The 14,767-nt window shown below is 68.9% G+C and carries 18 protein-coding genes and 1 pseudogene; 8 read left to right on the top strand and 11 right to left on the bottom strand.

Annotated features, from left to right (window positions below):
• Positions 1-68 precede the first annotated feature (68 nt).
• Positions 69-665, bottom strand: coding sequence for a TetR/AcrR family transcriptional regulator (locus tag E5F05_RS15195; RefSeq protein ID WP_129119490.1), 597 nt, complete (start codon positions 663-665; stop codon positions 69-71).
• 42 nt (positions 666-707) lie between these two features.
• Between E5F05_RS15195 and E5F05_RS15190 the strand changes: the two genes are divergently transcribed.
• Both E5F05_RS15190 and vapC read left to right on the top strand, forming a co-directional pair.
• A complete protein-coding gene (locus tag E5F05_RS15190) occupies positions 708-989 on the top strand; it encodes an antitoxin (protein WP_241687181.1) in 282 nt (93 codons plus the stop codon).
• 15 nt (positions 990-1,004) lie between these two features.
• A complete protein-coding gene (gene vapC, locus E5F05_RS15185; RefSeq protein WP_206733021.1) occupies positions 1,005-1,406 on the top strand; it encodes a type II toxin-antitoxin system tRNA(fMet)-specific endonuclease VapC in 402 nt (133 codons plus the stop codon).
• Between the two features lie 4 nt (positions 1,407-1,410).
• Here vapC and lysA read toward each other — a convergent pair whose 3' ends face one another.
• Positions 1,411-2,565: a diaminopimelate decarboxylase gene (gene lysA, locus E5F05_RS15180; protein WP_129119489.1), complete on the bottom strand. Its 1,155-nt coding sequence runs from the start codon at positions 2,563-2,565 to the stop codon at positions 1,411-1,413.
• A gap of 80 nt (positions 2,566-2,645) precedes the next feature.
• Between lysA and E5F05_RS15175 the strand changes: the two genes are divergently transcribed.
• The 3 genes from E5F05_RS15175 to mnmA all read left to right on the top strand — a co-directional run bounded on the left by E5F05_RS15175 (position 2,646) and on the right by mnmA (position 4,819).
• A complete protein-coding gene (locus E5F05_RS15175; protein ID WP_129119488.1) occupies positions 2,646-3,395 on the top strand; it encodes a hypothetical protein in 750 nt (249 codons plus the stop codon).
• A 58-nt stretch (positions 3,396-3,453) separates the two neighbouring features.
• On the top strand, positions 3,454-3,642 hold the full coding sequence (locus tag E5F05_RS15170; protein ID WP_129119487.1) for a hypothetical protein: 189 nt from the start codon (positions 3,454-3,456) through the stop codon (positions 3,640-3,642).
• 64 nt (positions 3,643-3,706) lie between these two features.
• Positions 3,707-4,819 (top strand): tRNA 2-thiouridine(34) synthase MnmA, encoded by a 1,113-nt coding sequence (gene mnmA / locus E5F05_RS15165; RefSeq protein WP_129119486.1) that lies wholly within the window; start codon positions 3,707-3,709, stop codon positions 4,817-4,819.
• A 65-nt stretch (positions 4,820-4,884) separates the two neighbouring features.
• Here mnmA and E5F05_RS15160 read toward each other — a convergent pair whose 3' ends face one another.
• The 4 genes from E5F05_RS15160 to E5F05_RS15145 are packed head-to-tail and all read right to left on the bottom strand — an operon-like array spanning position 4,885 to position 8,008.
• Complete coding sequence (locus E5F05_RS15160; RefSeq protein WP_129119485.1) at positions 4,885-5,775, bottom strand: NAD(P)-dependent oxidoreductase; 891 nt, start codon at positions 5,773-5,775, stop codon at positions 4,885-4,887.
• Positions 5,756-6,322, bottom strand: coding sequence for a GNAT family N-acetyltransferase (locus E5F05_RS15155; protein WP_129119484.1), 567 nt, complete (start codon positions 6,320-6,322; stop codon positions 5,756-5,758). The genes E5F05_RS15160 and E5F05_RS15155 overlap by 20 nt, the downstream gene beginning before the upstream one ends.
• 5 nt (positions 6,323-6,327) lie before the next feature.
• Entirely contained in the window at positions 6,328-7,377 is a 1,050-nt protein-coding gene (locus tag E5F05_RS15150; RefSeq protein WP_129119483.1) for a 3'(2'),5'-bisphosphate nucleotidase CysQ, read from the bottom strand.
• A gap of 49 nt (positions 7,378-7,426) precedes the next feature.
• Complete coding sequence (locus E5F05_RS15145; protein WP_129119482.1) at positions 7,427-8,008, bottom strand: hypothetical protein; 582 nt, start codon at positions 8,006-8,008, stop codon at positions 7,427-7,429.
• A gap of 325 nt (positions 8,009-8,333) precedes the next feature.
• Between E5F05_RS15145 and E5F05_RS15140 the strand changes: the two genes are divergently transcribed.
• The 3 genes from E5F05_RS15140 to E5F05_RS15130 all read left to right on the top strand — a co-directional run bounded on the left by E5F05_RS15140 (position 8,334) and on the right by E5F05_RS15130 (position 11,222).
• Positions 8,334-8,816 carry a GreA/GreB family elongation factor gene (locus E5F05_RS15140; RefSeq protein WP_129119481.1) on the top strand — a complete coding sequence of 161 codons (483 nt, stop codon included), beginning with the start codon at positions 8,334-8,336 and terminating at the stop codon, positions 8,814-8,816.
• 241 nt (positions 8,817-9,057) lie between these two features.
• Positions 9,058-10,377: an aspartate--tRNA(Asn) ligase gene (aspS, locus tag E5F05_RS15135; protein ID WP_129119480.1), complete on the top strand. Its 1,320-nt coding sequence runs from the start codon at positions 9,058-9,060 to the stop codon at positions 10,375-10,377.
• Positions 10,378-10,481: 104 nt separating this feature from the next.
• Positions 10,482-11,222, top strand: coding sequence for an alpha/beta hydrolase (locus tag E5F05_RS15130; RefSeq protein WP_129119479.1), 741 nt, complete (start codon positions 10,482-10,484; stop codon positions 11,220-11,222).
• Positions 11,223-11,294: 72 nt separating this feature from the next.
• Here E5F05_RS15130 and E5F05_RS15125 read toward each other — a convergent pair whose 3' ends face one another.
• The 5 genes and pseudogenes from E5F05_RS15125 to E5F05_RS21940 form a co-directional block, all read right to left on the bottom strand.
• On the bottom strand, positions 11,295-12,017 hold the full coding sequence (locus E5F05_RS15125) for an ABC transporter ATP-binding protein (protein WP_129119478.1): 723 nt from the start codon (positions 12,015-12,017) through the stop codon (positions 11,295-11,297).
• Positions 12,014-12,802: an ABC transporter ATP-binding protein gene (locus tag E5F05_RS15120; RefSeq protein WP_186805505.1), complete on the bottom strand. Its 789-nt coding sequence runs from the start codon at positions 12,800-12,802 to the stop codon at positions 12,014-12,016. Before E5F05_RS15120 ends, E5F05_RS15125 begins: the two co-directional genes overlap by 4 nt.
• 112 nt (positions 12,803-12,914) lie before the next feature.
• A pseudogene (locus E5F05_RS15115) lies at positions 12,915-13,745 on the bottom strand (branched-chain amino acid ABC transporter permease); the annotation flags it as partial.
• Between the two features lie 29 nt (positions 13,746-13,774).
• Entirely contained in the window at positions 13,775-14,191 is a 417-nt protein-coding gene (locus tag E5F05_RS21945; RefSeq protein ID WP_280530582.1) for a branched-chain amino acid ABC transporter permease, read from the bottom strand.
• 17 nt (positions 14,192-14,208) lie between these two features.
• Positions 14,209-14,634: a branched-chain amino acid ABC transporter permease gene (locus E5F05_RS21940; protein WP_280530581.1), complete on the bottom strand. Its 426-nt coding sequence runs from the start codon at positions 14,632-14,634 to the stop codon at positions 14,209-14,211.
• Positions 14,635-14,767: the final 133 nt, after the last annotated feature.

Raw genomic sequence — 14,767 nt, 5'->3', positions numbered from 1 at the left:
ACCGGCGGCCCTGAAAAAATGCGGAGCGGGCCAGGCGCCAACGGCCGCCCGCTCCAACCCGGCGCGCCCTAACGCGGCGTGGCCCCGTCCAGGTACACGCTCAGCAGTGCCCGCGCTGTCCCCTGGGGGTCACTCGTCGGCGCACCCGTGACCAGCGGATACAGCAGGGCCAGCAGCGCGCGCGTCAGCACGGCGGGGGGCAGGTCGGCCCTCAGCTCGCCACGCTGGGACGCCTCCTCGATCAGCCGGGTCAGGCCGCCCATCCACACCCGGCGGTACTCGTCCTCGAACGCTTTGCGGCGCTCGGGGGAGACGTGCCGCAGTTCGCCCGCCAGTTGCAGGCCCACCCGCTGCTCCGGCGCGCTCGCCAGCAGGTCGCCCACCAGCGTCTCCAGTTGCGCCCGCACGCCTGCCTGGGCCTGTGCGTGCGCCACCAGCCGCGCGAGCCCGGCCAGGGTGCCCTCCAGCATCGCCAGGAACAGCGCTTCCTTGTCGGCATAGTGGTGGTACAGCGCGGGTTTGGTCACGCCCACCGCCGCCGCCACCTCGCGCATGCTGACCCCGTGGTAGCCGCTCGCCACGAAAAGCCGCGCCGCCTCGGTCAGGATGCGGGCGCGCGTGGTATCGGGGGTGGGCGAGGTCGGCAGCGAGGGCGGGACAGTCACGGCCGCATCATAGCCCGAAAGGGGCGGAAGTCCCGGAGGGCCATGATCATGACCACTGGGTCTATACTTTATCCGGGTGATGTGATGAACAAGGCGAAGCTGTTCGAGAATGGCCGCAGTCAGGCCGTCCGCCTTCCCAAAGCCTTCCGCTTCGAGGGGCAGGAAGTCCTGATCAAACGGGTGGGCAACGGTGTTCTCCTGCTGCCGCCCACCCCGGAAGGCCAGCGGGAATTCTGGCAGCGCTGGTATGAGGAACTGCCCGAGCTGGACGTGCCCCTGGAACGCGAGCAGCCAGCCGTGCAGGAACGCGACTGGGACCTCTGAGACTGGGACCTCTGAATGGCGCTGCGGTTCCTGCTCGATACCAATATCTGCATCTACATCATGAACAAACGGCCTCCGCACGTCGCGGAGCGCTTTGCCCAGTACCCACCGGATGCCATCGGCCTGTCGAGCGTGACCCTTGCTGAGCTGAGTTACGGCGTGGAAAAGAGCTGCTCAAGCCGTAATCAACTGGTCTTGCAGGGCTTCATCGCGCCCCTGGAAGTCGTTCCTTTTGGCCCCGAAGCGGCCTGGCGCTATGGCGAGGTCAGGAGCGCGCTGGAGCGGCGGGGAGTGCCAATCGGTGCCCTGGATACGCTGATCGCCGCGCACGCCCTGGCCCTTGACCTGACCCTCGTCACCCACAACACCCGCGAATTTGAGCGGGTCGTGGGCCTGCGGGTCGAGAACTGGTTCTGAAGGCTCAGCTTTCGACCACCTGAAGCTCCGCCGCCCACACCTCCTGCGGCGTCTCGCGGCGGCGGATCAGCGTCCAGCTCGACCCATCCCACAGCGCCTCGGCAGGACGGGAGCGGGTGAGGTACGTGCTGCTCATGCTCGCGCCGTAAGCCCCGGCTTCCCCGATGGCGAGCAGGTCGCCGGGGGTGGGGGAGGGCAGCGGCACATCCCGCGCCAGCAGGTCACCGCTCTCGCAGGCGGGACCGGCCACGTCCCATTTTTCCCGCGCCTCCCCGTCCCAGAGTGCGGTGACGGGGTGCTGCGCGCCGTACAGCATCGGCCGCAGCAGTTCGGTCATCCCCGCGTCGGTCAGCAGGAAGTTGCGCCCGGTGCGCTTGGTGCCCACCACCCGCGTCAGCAGCGTCCCCGCCCGCGCCACCAGATACCGCCCCGGCTCCACCCAGAGCCGCGCGCCGAAGACGGAAGCGGCCGCCTGCGCTTCCCGCGCGATGCCCGCCAGGTCGGCGTCCACACCCCAGCCGCCGCCCACGTCCAGCACCTCCAGGTCACCGGTCTGTGGGTGCAGGTCCATCAGCCGCGCGAAAGCCGCGCTGAAGTCCGCCGCGTTCCGAATCGCGCTGCCGATGTGGACGTGCAGGCCACGCGCGTCGTGTCCGGCCTCCCGCAACGCCCGCAGCACTCCCGGTGCCTGCTCCAGCGTCACGCCGAACTTGCTGCCCGCCGCTCCCGTGGCGAGGTGGTCATGCGTGCTGACGGCAAGGGCCGGGTTCACGCGGACCAGCGCCTTTGAGCGGGGTGGGAGCAACCCCACCTCCTCCGCCCGGTCCACGATGAAGGTCGCGCCCAGCCGCGCGCCCGCCGCGTACTCCTCCGCCGATTTGGCAGGGCCGTTCACCAGCACGGCGTCACCCTTTGCGCCGATATGTTCCGCCCGCGCGATCTCGCCCGCGCTCACGCACTCGAAACCCACGCCTGCCGCCCGCATCCGCCGCAGCAGCGTGAGATTCGGATTCGCCTTCATTGCGTAGAACACCCGCGCCGTTCCGAAGGCGGCACGCACCCGTGCGAGCGCCGCGTCCAGTTCGGCGGCGTCGTACACGTAGAGGGGGGTGCCGAAACGTTCGGCGGCGGTCGACAGTTCAGCGCGCGGAAGGGTCACGGGGGAAGTGTAGGGCAGGTTGGCTCCGGGCAGGCCACCCGGCGCATGTCTTTTCGGCCGTCCTCTGCCACCCTCTTCCCATGCGCCTCTCCCTTCACCCCATCCTGCGCGAGTTGCGCGCCCTGTACGACATAGAGGGCGTGATGCCCCGCTTCCGGGCCTACGTGGACCTGATGACCGGCGGGCCAGAATTCCTCCCGCTCGGCGCCTTTAGCCCGATGGGACAGCGGCAGGCGGCGTTTCTGGACGCGCTGACCGAACTGGACGCGGAGGGCCAGGCCGCCCGCGAGTGCCGCCGCATCGAGGCCGAACTGGAGGGGATGCCGGGTATGTTCCGCCTGCTGCTGGTCGTGCTGGACGAGCCGCGCGACGGCTGGACGCAACGCTGGCTGACCGACGCGGAGTGGCGCTTCCAGCAGAAGTACGACCGCCTGCCCCAGAGTTCCCCCGCCGTGGGCTTTGACCGCTGGGTGACGGTGCAACTCTGGACGGACGCCGCCCCGAGCCCGGACACCGTGCGCCGTGAGGTCCGCGCGTCGGTCTGGCGGGCGGCCTGGCAGGCCCGGCACGGCCTCCCGGTCACGCTGCGGCAGATGCTCGCGCAGGAGGGCGGGGCGGCGCGGTTTGCGGGGGAGGAGCAGCACCTCGACGCAGGCGAACTCGCCTACACGCGCGAGGTGCTGACGCCCTTGCTGGGTTCGGCCCACTGGCCCACCTGCTTCGCCGCCCTGTACGGGGACGACGCGGCGCGGGCGGTAGGGTTTCCGGCGCTGGGGCTGAGTCACCGGGCAGGGTTTGGGCTGGCCCTTGCCACGGGCGGTGGTGCGTGAACCGGCCATCAAGCCCCGGCCCGGTCTGGTCCGGGTGGTCCGCGGTAACGTGAACAGCATGACCTCGGACCCTGAAGACCTCCAGGCGGTGGCCGCCGTGGAAATCATTCTGGACGAATCCGGCATCCCGCCCCAGGAGGGGGACACCGTCTATGACGCGGGGGGCAATTACTACCGCGTCATCCGCAGCCTCGGCCCGGCCGAAACGGACGGCTGGTGGCTGATCGAGGGGAAACTGATCAACTGATCGACCGGTGCCCGGGCCCCCCTCACTGTCTTCCTTCCCCCCGCCTGCTAAGCTCCCCGGCGGTATGAGCGGCCAGGAGAAGGCAAATCAGCGGGTGTTGTGTGCGATGTCGGGCGGGGTGGATTCCAGCGTCACGGCGGCGCTGCTGAAAGACGCGGGCTATCAGGTCGTCGGCGCGATGATGCGCTTCTGGCCGGATGACAAGCGCGTCGACACCTTCGATACCTGCTGCTCACCCGACGCGGCCTACGAGGCCCGCCGCGTGGCTGAGCAGGTGGGTGTGCCCTTCTACCTGCTCGACTACCGCGAACAGTTCCAGCGCCACATCGTCGGCCCCTTCCTGTCCGAGTACGCACAGGGCCGCACACCCAACCCCTGCGTGAACTGCAACACGAAGGTGAAGTTCGACGAGCTGGTGAAAAAGGCGAAGATGCTGGGCTGCAAGTACGTGGCGACCGGGCATTACGTGAAGCGCGTGGAGAATGAGCGCGGCGAGGTGGAATTCTGGCGGGGCGACGACCCCCGCAAGGACCAGACCTACTTCCTGTGGGGCACCCCGCGCGAGGCGCTGCCGTACATCCTCTTCCCGGTGGGCGAGATGGAAAAGCCCCGCGTGCGCGAGATCGCCGCCGAGAAGGGCCTGCTGACCGCCCGCAAGCCCGAAAGCCAGAACATCTGCTTCGTACCCGGCAAGGTGCAGGACTTCGTGGCCGAACACATCCCGCAGGCGCAGGGCTTCATCCGCGAGATCAGCACCGGGGAAGTGGTGGGTGAACATCTGGGCACGCAGTTCTACACCCTGGGCCAGAAGAAGGGCCTGGGCCTGTACCAGTCCCACCGCGTCCGCCACGTCGTCCACCTCGACCCCGCTGCCAACACCGTCTGGGTCGGAGACTACGAGGACTGCCTGTGGACCGGGTTGAAGGCGGAGGGCGCGAACTACCTCCTCGACCTGGCCGAGTTGCCGCGTGAGGTGGAGGTCCAGGTGCGCTACCGCACGAAGCCGGTCCAGGCGACGGTCCTCCACGCCGACGAACACGGCTTTGAGCTGAAGTTCGCGGAACCGCAGTTCGCCGTCGCGCCGGGGCAGAGCGCGGTGCTGTACGCGGGGCCGCGTTTATTGGGCGGCGGGCTGATCGCGGACCACGCGCGGGACTTGCCAGAGATTCAGGGTTGAGGGATGAGGAGGCGGGGCCACAGCTCAAGCCTCCTGTCTTTCCTCATCCCTCAACCCTCAACCCTTCAGTACCGCTGCCCCGCCTCCACCCGCCCCTCGGGTTCCCGCCCGGCCTGCATCTCCGTCAGGAAGGCGCGGGTGTAGTCGGCGCCGCGCCGAATCAGGTCGCGCGTCGTGCTGGCGATATGCGGCGTGATGATCACGTTGGGCTGCTGCCACAGCGGGTGCCCCTCCGGCAGCGGCTCCGGGTCGGTCACGTCCAGCACCGCGCCGCCGAGGTGGCCGGACTCCAGCGCGGCCAGCAGCGCGTCCGTGTCGATCAGGTCGCCGCGCCCCTGGTTGCTGAGCCACGCGCCCGGCTTCAGGCGGGCCAGCACCTCCGCGTTCACGATGCCCTTCGTCTCCGGTGTGCTGGGGAGGAGCAGAACGACCCAGTCGGCCTCGGCCAGGGCCGCGTCGCGCTCGGCGTCCGGGGTGCGGGAGCGGATGCCCGTCACCTTCGCGTTGAAGGGCCGCAGGAGGTCTTCCAGAATCCTGCCGATGTGGCCGTAGCCCCAGATCACCACCCGCGCCTCATCCAGCGTGCCGAGGTCGAGGGTGCGCTTCCAGCGGCCCTCCTGCTGCGCGTCGCGGAAGCGGTGCAGGCCGCGCGCGGCGGCGAGCATTCCGGCGAGGACGTGAACGGCGACCGCCCGGTCGTGCAGGCGGTGGGCGTTGTAGAGCGTGACGCCTTCCGGCAGGGCGCCCGCGACATGCTCGATCCCCGCCGTCAGGGTCAGCACCCACTTCAATCCGGGCCAGTTCAGCAGTTGGCCTTGCAGACCTGGCGGGGTCAGCCACAGCACCAGCCCCTCGGCCTCGCCTTCGGGCAACTGCTCCGCACTGTAAAAGGCGAACTCCACGCCCTCCACTCGCAACTCGCGGAATTCGGGCAGATCAGGCACCAGCACGCGCACTTTCCCACTCTCCTCTCGTGATCTCCATGTGAACGTCGGTGCGGCCCGGCCCCGAAGTGCGCCCCACCTCGCGGAAGCCGCACGCCAGAAAGGCCCGCTGCGCGCGGCGATTGTGCCCGAAGGTGGTGAGGCGCACGCGGGAGAGGGGCGCTTCCCGTTCCCTGAAGGCCCAGGCCAGCAGCGCCGTCACCGCCTCGCGCCCGTAGCCCTGGCCCCAGAGGGGACGCACGCCGATCATCACGCCCAGGGTGCCCACCGTTGGCGTGAGCGGGGGCGGGGGCCGCAGGTCGTAGAGTTCGGCGCTTCCGATCAGCTCGCCCCGCTCGTTCAGCACGCCGAAGCCCGCGCGTTCGCCCGTCTGTTCCTCCTCCAGCATCACGCGGCGAAAGAGCCACTCGGGCAGCCGGATGGGTTTGGCGTCGTTCCAGTCGGCCAGTTCGCGGTCGCGGAAGAAGCGGTAGAGGGTGCGCCACTCGTCAGGCGTGAACTCCGGGACGGGCTTGAGGGTGACGCGGCCCCACTGGAGAGGGGTGCCTTCTGCCGCCATGCGTGTCAGTCTAGCCTCCCCGTCTTCAGTGGCGCAGCGTTCAGCGTCCCCAGCGCCCGCGTCACGTCCCGTGTCAGGCGCTCCAGGTGAAAGGCGTCCCCTGAAGCCCGCTCCACCGTGCCGCCCGCGTCCACCACCAGCAGCGCCAGCACCCGCCCACCCGCGTGACGGACAAAGACGCCGGAGTGTCCCCGCAGCGCGTCCTGCTCGGCTTCCGGCAACGTGGTCCAGGCTCGGTCGGCTTGGGTCAGGCCCAGGTGCGCGGTGGGGAGCTTTCGCGCGTTCAGCTCGCCTTCCAGCCAAGCCATCGCCTCCAGCCGTCCGCCGATGAGGCCCTGTTCGATATGGGGCCGCTGGAGGTTGTAGCGGATGGGCTGCCCGTCGCGCCGCCGCAGGTCACCCCCGGCGGCCCGCACCAGCGCGTGTCCCGCCGCGATGTCCCACTCGCTGCGCGGCGACATGGTGAAGGTCACATCCGCCTCGCCCGCCGCGATCCGCGCCAGCTTGAGGGCGATGCTCCCGCTCGGCACCATGCCGGGGAGGTCATGGCGGTGCAGTTCGCGTTTGAATTCGGTGTCCGACACGCTCACCACGTAGTCGGTGCGGTTGCTGAAGCCTGCCGCTTCGCCGTTCTTGGTGACGCCCACGCCGACCACCCCAGCGAACAGTTCATCCGTCGCGGGCGCGTACACCACGCCCAGCATCGGTTCGCCGTCCACCGCGAGGCCGATGCTGGCGGCATAGTCGGGGCTGCCCGTCGTGTACTCCTTCGTGCCGTCGATGGGGTCCACGATCCACACGCGCTGCGTGTCCAGCCGCGCCGGACTGTCGGCGGCCTCCTCGCTCAGCAGGCCGTCTTGTGGAAAAGCCGCGTTCAGGCCCGCCAGGATCAGCTCGGACGCCTCACGGTCGGCGGCGGTCACCGGATCATCCGCGCCGGTTTTGTGTTCGACTGTCAGGCCCCGCGCCAGGTGCCCGCGCAGCAGCTCACCCGCCTCCAGGGCGAGGCGGGTGGCGACGTTCAGCTCGGTCTGAAAAGGGGGCGCGGCCGTCATGGGGGCAGGATAGTGCAGCGATAGCGCCGGACGGTCCCTGCTTCCCGCCTTATTCCTGCTCGTCGGCCTCTTCGGTGCCGGGCAGGGGCCGGGTCCGGGGAGGGCCGCCGTCGATGCCGCCCGAGCCGCCGATGCGCGGCCCCTTGACTTCCCCTCCCGCGTCGAAGCTGGGATCGGCCAGGCGGGTGGTGCCGCCGGGGATGTCCGCCGTGACCACGCTGAAGTCGGAGAAGCTGTTGGGGACGCCGTCGTCGAAGCCCGGCTCGTCGTTCACGTTGGCGGGCGGCGTGTTCTCGCTGTACGCGATGGCATTGTCCAGCATTTCTGTCCGCAGGGACGGCTCGATCCCGTCGTCGAAAGTGATGCCCGCTCCGGCCAGCGCGTCCGTCCCGCTGAGGTCCCTTCCGGCGGTCACGTCGCCGGACACCGGGAGGTCTTCCCGGTCCGCCTCGGCGGCGTAGATGGCGTGCGCGTTGGACTGGATGTCCTGCTGCTCGGGGTTGTCGTCGCGGGGCCGGGAGTAATCCACTGTCGGCGGCGTTCCGGCGTCGGGGCTGGCGGACTGGTCTTCCCCGGCACGGGTGGGGCCGGTGGTTCCTTCGTTGGCGTCGTCGGGCGGTGTCCTGGTCATGGCGTTCCTCCTGCCGCTGGCCTGCCCTCGGCGGCGGCCAACTGATCCCACGAATTAGACCGGAGGAACCGCCTTCCCCCGATGAAAGCTTCAGGAAGGCGCGTTGTGTCTCCCTTATGAAGCGGGCAAAGACGCCCAGGCTGAGAATTGCCTCAGCCCCACTTGAGCGGCCTGTCATGGGTGGCAGCCCGGCCACTCCCTACAGTGCGGGTGGACGTTTCGGGGTGCAGTTGGGGAGGAAGTGTCTCGACCGGCAGGCGCGCGTGGCCGGTCTTCTGGCCCGTCCTGCCGGAGTCCAGTTCAATGTCACCGAGGGGGGCCGCAGATGGCAGAGGAGATTCAGGTCACAGCCGAGGGGTACCGGCGTCTGGAAGAGACGCTCCAGAAGGAACGGCAGCGTCACGAGGACGCGCTCAGGAGCCTGGCCGACACGCTGGACGACGCGATGGACCTGGAGGACCGCAACCTCCAGGCCGCGCAGTTCGACCTGCCCGGCATGGAGGCCCGCATTCTGGAACTGGAGGACGTGCTGACCCGCGCCGTCATCGTGGAGGCCGCCCAGGATCAGCCCGAACAGGTGGCGCTGGGTTCGCTGGTGGTCTTGCAGGACGAGACGCATGACCGCGAGGTGCAGGTGCAGCTCGTCAGCGCGGTGGAAGTGGATGCGCTGGCCGGGGGCGCCGCGCAGGTCAGCGAGGACAGCCCGGTCGGGAAGGCGCTGCTGGGGCGGCGCGTCGGGGAGTCCTTCGAGGTGGAACTCGGGTCGGGGCCGGTGCAGTACACCGTCAGGAACATCGCTTCCTCCTGAGAGACTTCCGGTTGAGCGGTGCTTCCGGGGCGGGGGAACGGGGTGGACGGAAACCGGATGAGCCGCCTGCCTAGCTCCCCGCATTGACCCGTCAAGGTGCTGCGGCTAGACTCGGCGGCATGACTGCGGCGCACGCCAGCAACGTGAATGATGATCCCTGCTAGGGGACGTCTCGCTGCACGCCGCGCCCCCGACCCCTCAAAGGAGTCGGGGGCTTTCTCTATCAAAGGAGCCTCCAACCATGACCACCGCCGCAACCGCCCGACTCCAACGAACGCTGACCCGCGAACTGCCCCAGCACGAAGGGCAGACCGTGAAACTGCAAGGCTTCCTGCACGCCCGCCGCGACCTGGGGGGCGTGCAATTTTTGGTGCTGCGCGACGTGAGCGGCGTCGCGCAGGCGGTCGGCAGCGGCCTTGACCTCCCCCTGCCCGAGAGCAGCATTGAGGTCATCGGCAAGGTGAAGGCCCACCCCAAAGCCCCCGGCGGATTTGAAGTGCAGGTCGAGAGCCTGCGCGTGCTGACCCCCGCCACCCAGCCGCCGCCCGTCGAACTGCCCAAGATGGAATGGAACGTGAACCCCGAAACGCTGCTGGACTACCGGGTGGTGACGGTGCGCGGCCTCAAGGAACGCGCGGCGCTGAAGGTACAGGCCGAACTGGTGGCGGCCTTCCGCGACCACCTGATCAGCGAGGGCTTCACCGAGATCAGCACGCCCAAGATCGTGTCGGCGGGGGCGGAGGGCGGCGCGAACCTCTTTCCCATCGACTACTTCGGCCACCCCGCCTACCTGGCGCAGAGTCCGCAGCTCTACAAGCAGATCATGGTGGGCGTCTTCGAGCGCGTCTTCGAGGTCGCGCCCGTCTACCGCGCCGAGGAGCACGCCACCAGCCGCCACCTCAACGAGTACCTGTCGCTGGACGTGGAAATGGGCTTCATCGAGTCCGAGGAGGACGTGATGGACATCGAAACCCGCGTGCTGGCCGCGATCATGGCCCGCCTGAAGGAACGCGCCCAGCCCGAACTGGCCCTCCTCGGCGCGACGCTGCCCGAAGTCCCGGCCCACATCCCCCGGATCACGCTGCTGGAGGCCCGCCAGCTCGTCACCGAGAAGTACGGCCACGCGGTCGGCGGCAAGGACCTCGACCCCGAAGCCGAACGCCTGCTCAGCCAGCACTACGCCGAGACGGAAGGCACCGAATTCGTCTTCGTCACCAAATACCCCCGCGCGGCCCGGCCCTTCTACACCCACGCCGAAATCAACGAGGACGGCAGCCTGAACCCCGACATCACGCGCGGCTTCGACCTGCTGTTCCGCGGCATCGAGATCACCTCGGGCGGCCAGCGTATCCACGAGTACCCGGTGCTGCTGGAGTCCATCGCGGACTACAAGCTCAACCCCGAATCGCTGGCGGGCTACACCGAGGTTTTTAAATACGGGATGCCCCCCCATGGCGGCTTCGCCATTGGGGCCGAGCGCCTGACCGCCAGGCTGCTGGGCATTCCCAACGTCCGCTACGCCCGGGCGTTCCCGAGGGACCGGCACCGGCTGACGCCCTAAGGCGGCTGGGGCCGCCTGTCTAACGGTCTGAAGGTCTAACCGTCGAACTGCCCTGGCAGTTAGACCTTTCGACGGTTCGACCTCTCTCTGCCACAATCACCCGCATGGAACAGTTCGCCCAGTTCACCTCTGGCGGCCAGCGGCTCTATGGCATGTTGCACCTTCCGGACGGCGAGCGGCCCGCGCAGGGGTGGTCCTCGGTGGTGATGCTGCACGGCTTCACCGGGAACCGGACCGGTGACCACCGCATCCTGCCGCTGCTGTCGCGGTACCTCGCGGCGCGGGGGGTGGCGAGCCTGCGCTTTGACTTCCGCGGCAGCGGCGAATCGGAGGGGGACTTCAGCGAGATGACGGTCGCGCGCGAGCTGGAGGACGTGGAGGCCGCCTTCGACTATGTGCGCGGCCTGCCGATGCTCGACCCCGAACGGGTGATGCTGCTGGGCTTCTCGATGGGGGGACTGGTGGCGGCCCTGGCCGCCGAGCGGGTCAGGCCCCACCGCCTCGCGCTGTGGGCACCGGCCCTGCCGGAACTGTGGCTCCCGTTCCTGCGCGGTGGCTACGCGCCACCCGTCATCCTCGACTATCAGGGCTGGCCCCTGGGCCGCGAGTTCCTGCTGGAGATACCCCGGATGAAACCGCTGGACGCCGCCGCGCGCTGGGGCGGCGTGGCCCGCGTCTTTCACGGGGACGCCGATCACGTCTGCCCGCCCGAATGGGGGATTCGTTACGCCCAGGCCCTCGCCTGCGACGCTATCGCTATCCCCGGCGCGAACCACACCTTCGACTCTCTCGACGCGGTGGAGATGCTGTACCGCGAGACGGGGCGGTTCCTGACGGGGGGGTGAAAAGTGAAAAGGCAGAAGGCTGGAAGGATTCCTCCCGGCCTTCTGCCATCTGCTTTCTGTCTTCTGCATCCCTCACAGCGCCAGATACGCCTCCCGCACCCTCGGGTCCGCCAGCAGCGCCGCCCCCGTCCCCTCGTTGACCACCTGGCCGTTTTCCAGCACGTAGGCGCGGTCCGCGAGCTTGAGGCTCAGGCCCACGTTCTGCTCGACCAGCAGGACCGTCACGCCCTCGGCGTTCACGGCTTTCAGCGCCCCGAACACGGTCTGCGTCATCAGGGGCGAGAGGCCCAGCGAGGGTTCGTCCACGACCAGCACGCTGGGGCGGCCCATCAACGCGCGGCCCACGGCGACCATCTGCTGCTCGCCGCCCGATAAGGTGCCCGCCAGTTGCCCCTGCCGCTCGCGCAGGCGCGGGAACAGCGTGTAGACGTGGTCGAGCGTCTGTGCCTGCGTCGCCCGCGCTTCGGCCCGCATCGCCGCCCCCAGTTCCAGGTTCTCCCGCACCGTCATCAGCGGGAACAGTTCGCGGCCCTCCGGGACGTGGCCCAGCCCCAGCCCCACGATCTGCGAGGGCGCCGAGCGCGTGATGTCCTGCCCGCCCAGCCGGATATGGCCCCCGGTTGGCTTGACCACACCGCTCACGGCACGCAGCGTGGTCGTCTTGCCCGCCCCGTTGGCGCCGATCACGGCCACGAACTCGCCGGGCCGGGCGTGCAGGCTCACGTCCCACAGCACCTGCACCTTGCCGTATCCGGCGGCGAGGTGTTCGATCACCAATTCCTGTCCCTGCGTCATGCCTGTAACCCTTCCTCGGTGCCCAGGTAGGCGGCGACCACCTGCGGATTCGCCGTCACCTCGCGGTAGGTGCCCTCTGCGATCACCTGCCCCTGATCCATCACGACCACGCGGTCGGCCAGGTCGCGCACCACCGGCATGATGTGTTCGATAAAGAGGACACTGACGCCGCTCCCCTGCACGCTCCGTACCAGGGCGACCGCCTCCTGCGCCTCCGCCGGACGCAGGCCCGCCATCACCTCGTCGAGCAGCAGCACGCGCGGCTGGGTGGCCAGGGCACGGGCGACCTCCAGCCGCTTGTCCTGAAGCAGGGTCAGTTCGTGGGCGGCCTTGTCGGCGTGTGCGGCGAGGCCGGTGCGTTCCAGCAGGTCATAGGCCCGCTCGCGCGCTTCCGGCAGGGACACGCCGGATTTGCCGAACAGCGCCCCCACGGTCACGTTCTCGTGGACCGTCATCTCGGGAAAGGGCCGCACGATCTGGAAGGCGCGGCCCAGCCCCGCGTGACAGCGGGCCTCCATGCTGGCACCCGTCACGTCGCGCCCCAGCAGATGCAGCCGCCCGGAGGTGGGCCGGTAGACGCCCGACAGCAGGTTCAGCAGGGTCGTCTTGCCCGCCCCGTTCGGCCCGATCACGGCCAGAATCTCCCCGGCGTACTGCGTAAAGGTCACGTTCTGCACGGCCAGCAGCCCGCCGAACCGCTTGCTGAGGCCCTCGGTCCGCAGCACCGTTTCTTTCCCGCTGACCGCTGAAGGCTGATGGCTGACGGCAGTCACAACTCCCCCCATGCTTCCCCCGCCGGAACAGGCCCATCAACCCGCGCGGCAGCCACAGGATGCTCAGCATCAGCACCAGGCCGTACACGACCAGATAGCCGTTCTTCACGGAGTTGTGCAGCAGTTCCTCGGCCACCCGCAGCACGGTCGCGCCCAGAATCGGTCCCAGCGTGGTGTACAGCCCGCCAAAAATGCTCGTCGTGAGCGGCGCGATGGAATTGGCGAGGCTGAAGGTTTCCAGTGGATTGATGAAAAAAGTCTTCCCGGCGAACAGCACGCCGCCCAGCGCCGCCAGGAAGGAGGAGATGAAAAAGGCGATGAGCTTGTAGCGCACCACCTGGACGCCCAGCACCCGTGCCGTCTCCTCGCCCTGCCGGATCGCGGCGAAGGCGTGGTGCAACCTTGAGCGGCGAATGGTGAGGCTCACCAGGGCCGTGAAGAGCAGCACCCCGAAGGCCAGGAAATACTGTGCCCGCGCGTTCCCTCCCAGCAGCGCCGGGACCAGCAGGCCGTTCGCCCCGCCCGCCACCGACTCCGGCAGGTTCTGGATGATCGTCCGCACGACCTCCGTGAAGGCGAGCGTGGCAATGGCGAAGTACATCCCGCTCAGGCGCATCGTCACGGCCCCCAGAATCAGGCTGACGAGTCCCGCGATCAGCGCGGCGAGCGGCATCGCGGCGAACCAGGGCATCACCTTGACCAGCAGGGCGAAGCCGTAAGCGCCCAGCCCGTAGAAGGCCGCGTGCGCGAGCGATACCTGCCCGCTGCGGGCCAGGATGTCCCACGACAGCGCCAGGATGGCCGCGACCAGCGTGAAGAAAGCGATTTGCAGCAGGTATTCCGCCCGCGTTCCCAGCGGCAGGAACGGAAACACCAGCGCCAGCAGGAAAAAGAGGCCCAGCGGCACCAGCGCCCGCGCCGTGAAGTCCGGACGGCGCGTCACGGTGCGCGTCATGTCCGCAGCGCGGCTCCCCATGCCCCGAGTCACCTGGCCCCCCGGTAGGACCGGAACACCAGCGTGGCGAAGATCAGGAGGAAGAACACGGCGTCACTCCACCCGCCGCCGCCCGGCACGTAGGTCTGCACCAGCGCCTCCGACACCCCCAGCACCACGCTGGCCCACAGCACCCCGGTCAGGTTGCCCAGCCCCGCCATCACGATGATCGCAAAGGCCTTCAGCGCAAAGACCAGCCCGACGGTCGGCGACGCGAACAGCAGCGTGGCGACCAGGACACCCGCGATGGCCGCGAGGCCACAGCTCACCCCGAAAGCGATCAGGTACACCCGGTCCACGTTGATGCCGATCAGTTGCGAACCGCGCCGGTTTTGCGCCACCGCGCGCATCTGGCGGCCCAGGTTGGTGCGGTAGAGCACCGCGTACAGCCCCGCCAGGATCGCCACCGCGAAGCCGAAGGCGATCAGCTTCGGCCCCCCACGCTGAGTTCCCCCAAACTGATCGAGCTGCCCTGGTAGGGCGTCGTGACCGTGCGCGTGTTGCCGCCCAGCAGCATCAGCGCCAGGTTTTGCAGCAGGATGCCGAGGCCGAAGGTCAGCAGCATCTGGTTGAGTTCGGGGGCCAGCAGCACGTGCCGGATGCTCACCCGGTACGTGAGCGCGCCCACCGCGAACACGGCGACCGCCACCAGCGGCAGCGAGAGCAGCGGGTCCACGCCCAGGTAGGCGCTCGCCCCCCAGGCCAGAAACGCGCCGATCATCAGGAACTCGCCGTGCGCGAAGTTCACGATGCCGACCACGCCGACCGCCAGCGCCAGCCCCGACGCCACCAGCGCATACAGGCCGCTTTGCAGCAGACCGTTCAGCAGCGTTTGCAAAAAGAGTTCCATGGAGGCTCCGTTAGAAGAGGCGAGCCGCCCCGGTGGTGGCAGGCGGCCCTGGGGAGGCGTTAGGGGTTAGTCGTTAGGAGTTAGGGAAAACCTGGAACGCGCGAGCAGCCGCCCTGGCCCTCTCTCCTCACCC

Source organism: Deinococcus metallilatus, from assembly GCF_004758605.1.
GTDB classification, from domain to species: domain Bacteria; phylum Deinococcota; class Deinococci; order Deinococcales; family Deinococcaceae; genus Deinococcus; species Deinococcus metallilatus.
Note: the sequence above shows the minus strand (reverse complement) of the source record. Positions and strands in the feature narration are given on the sequence as shown.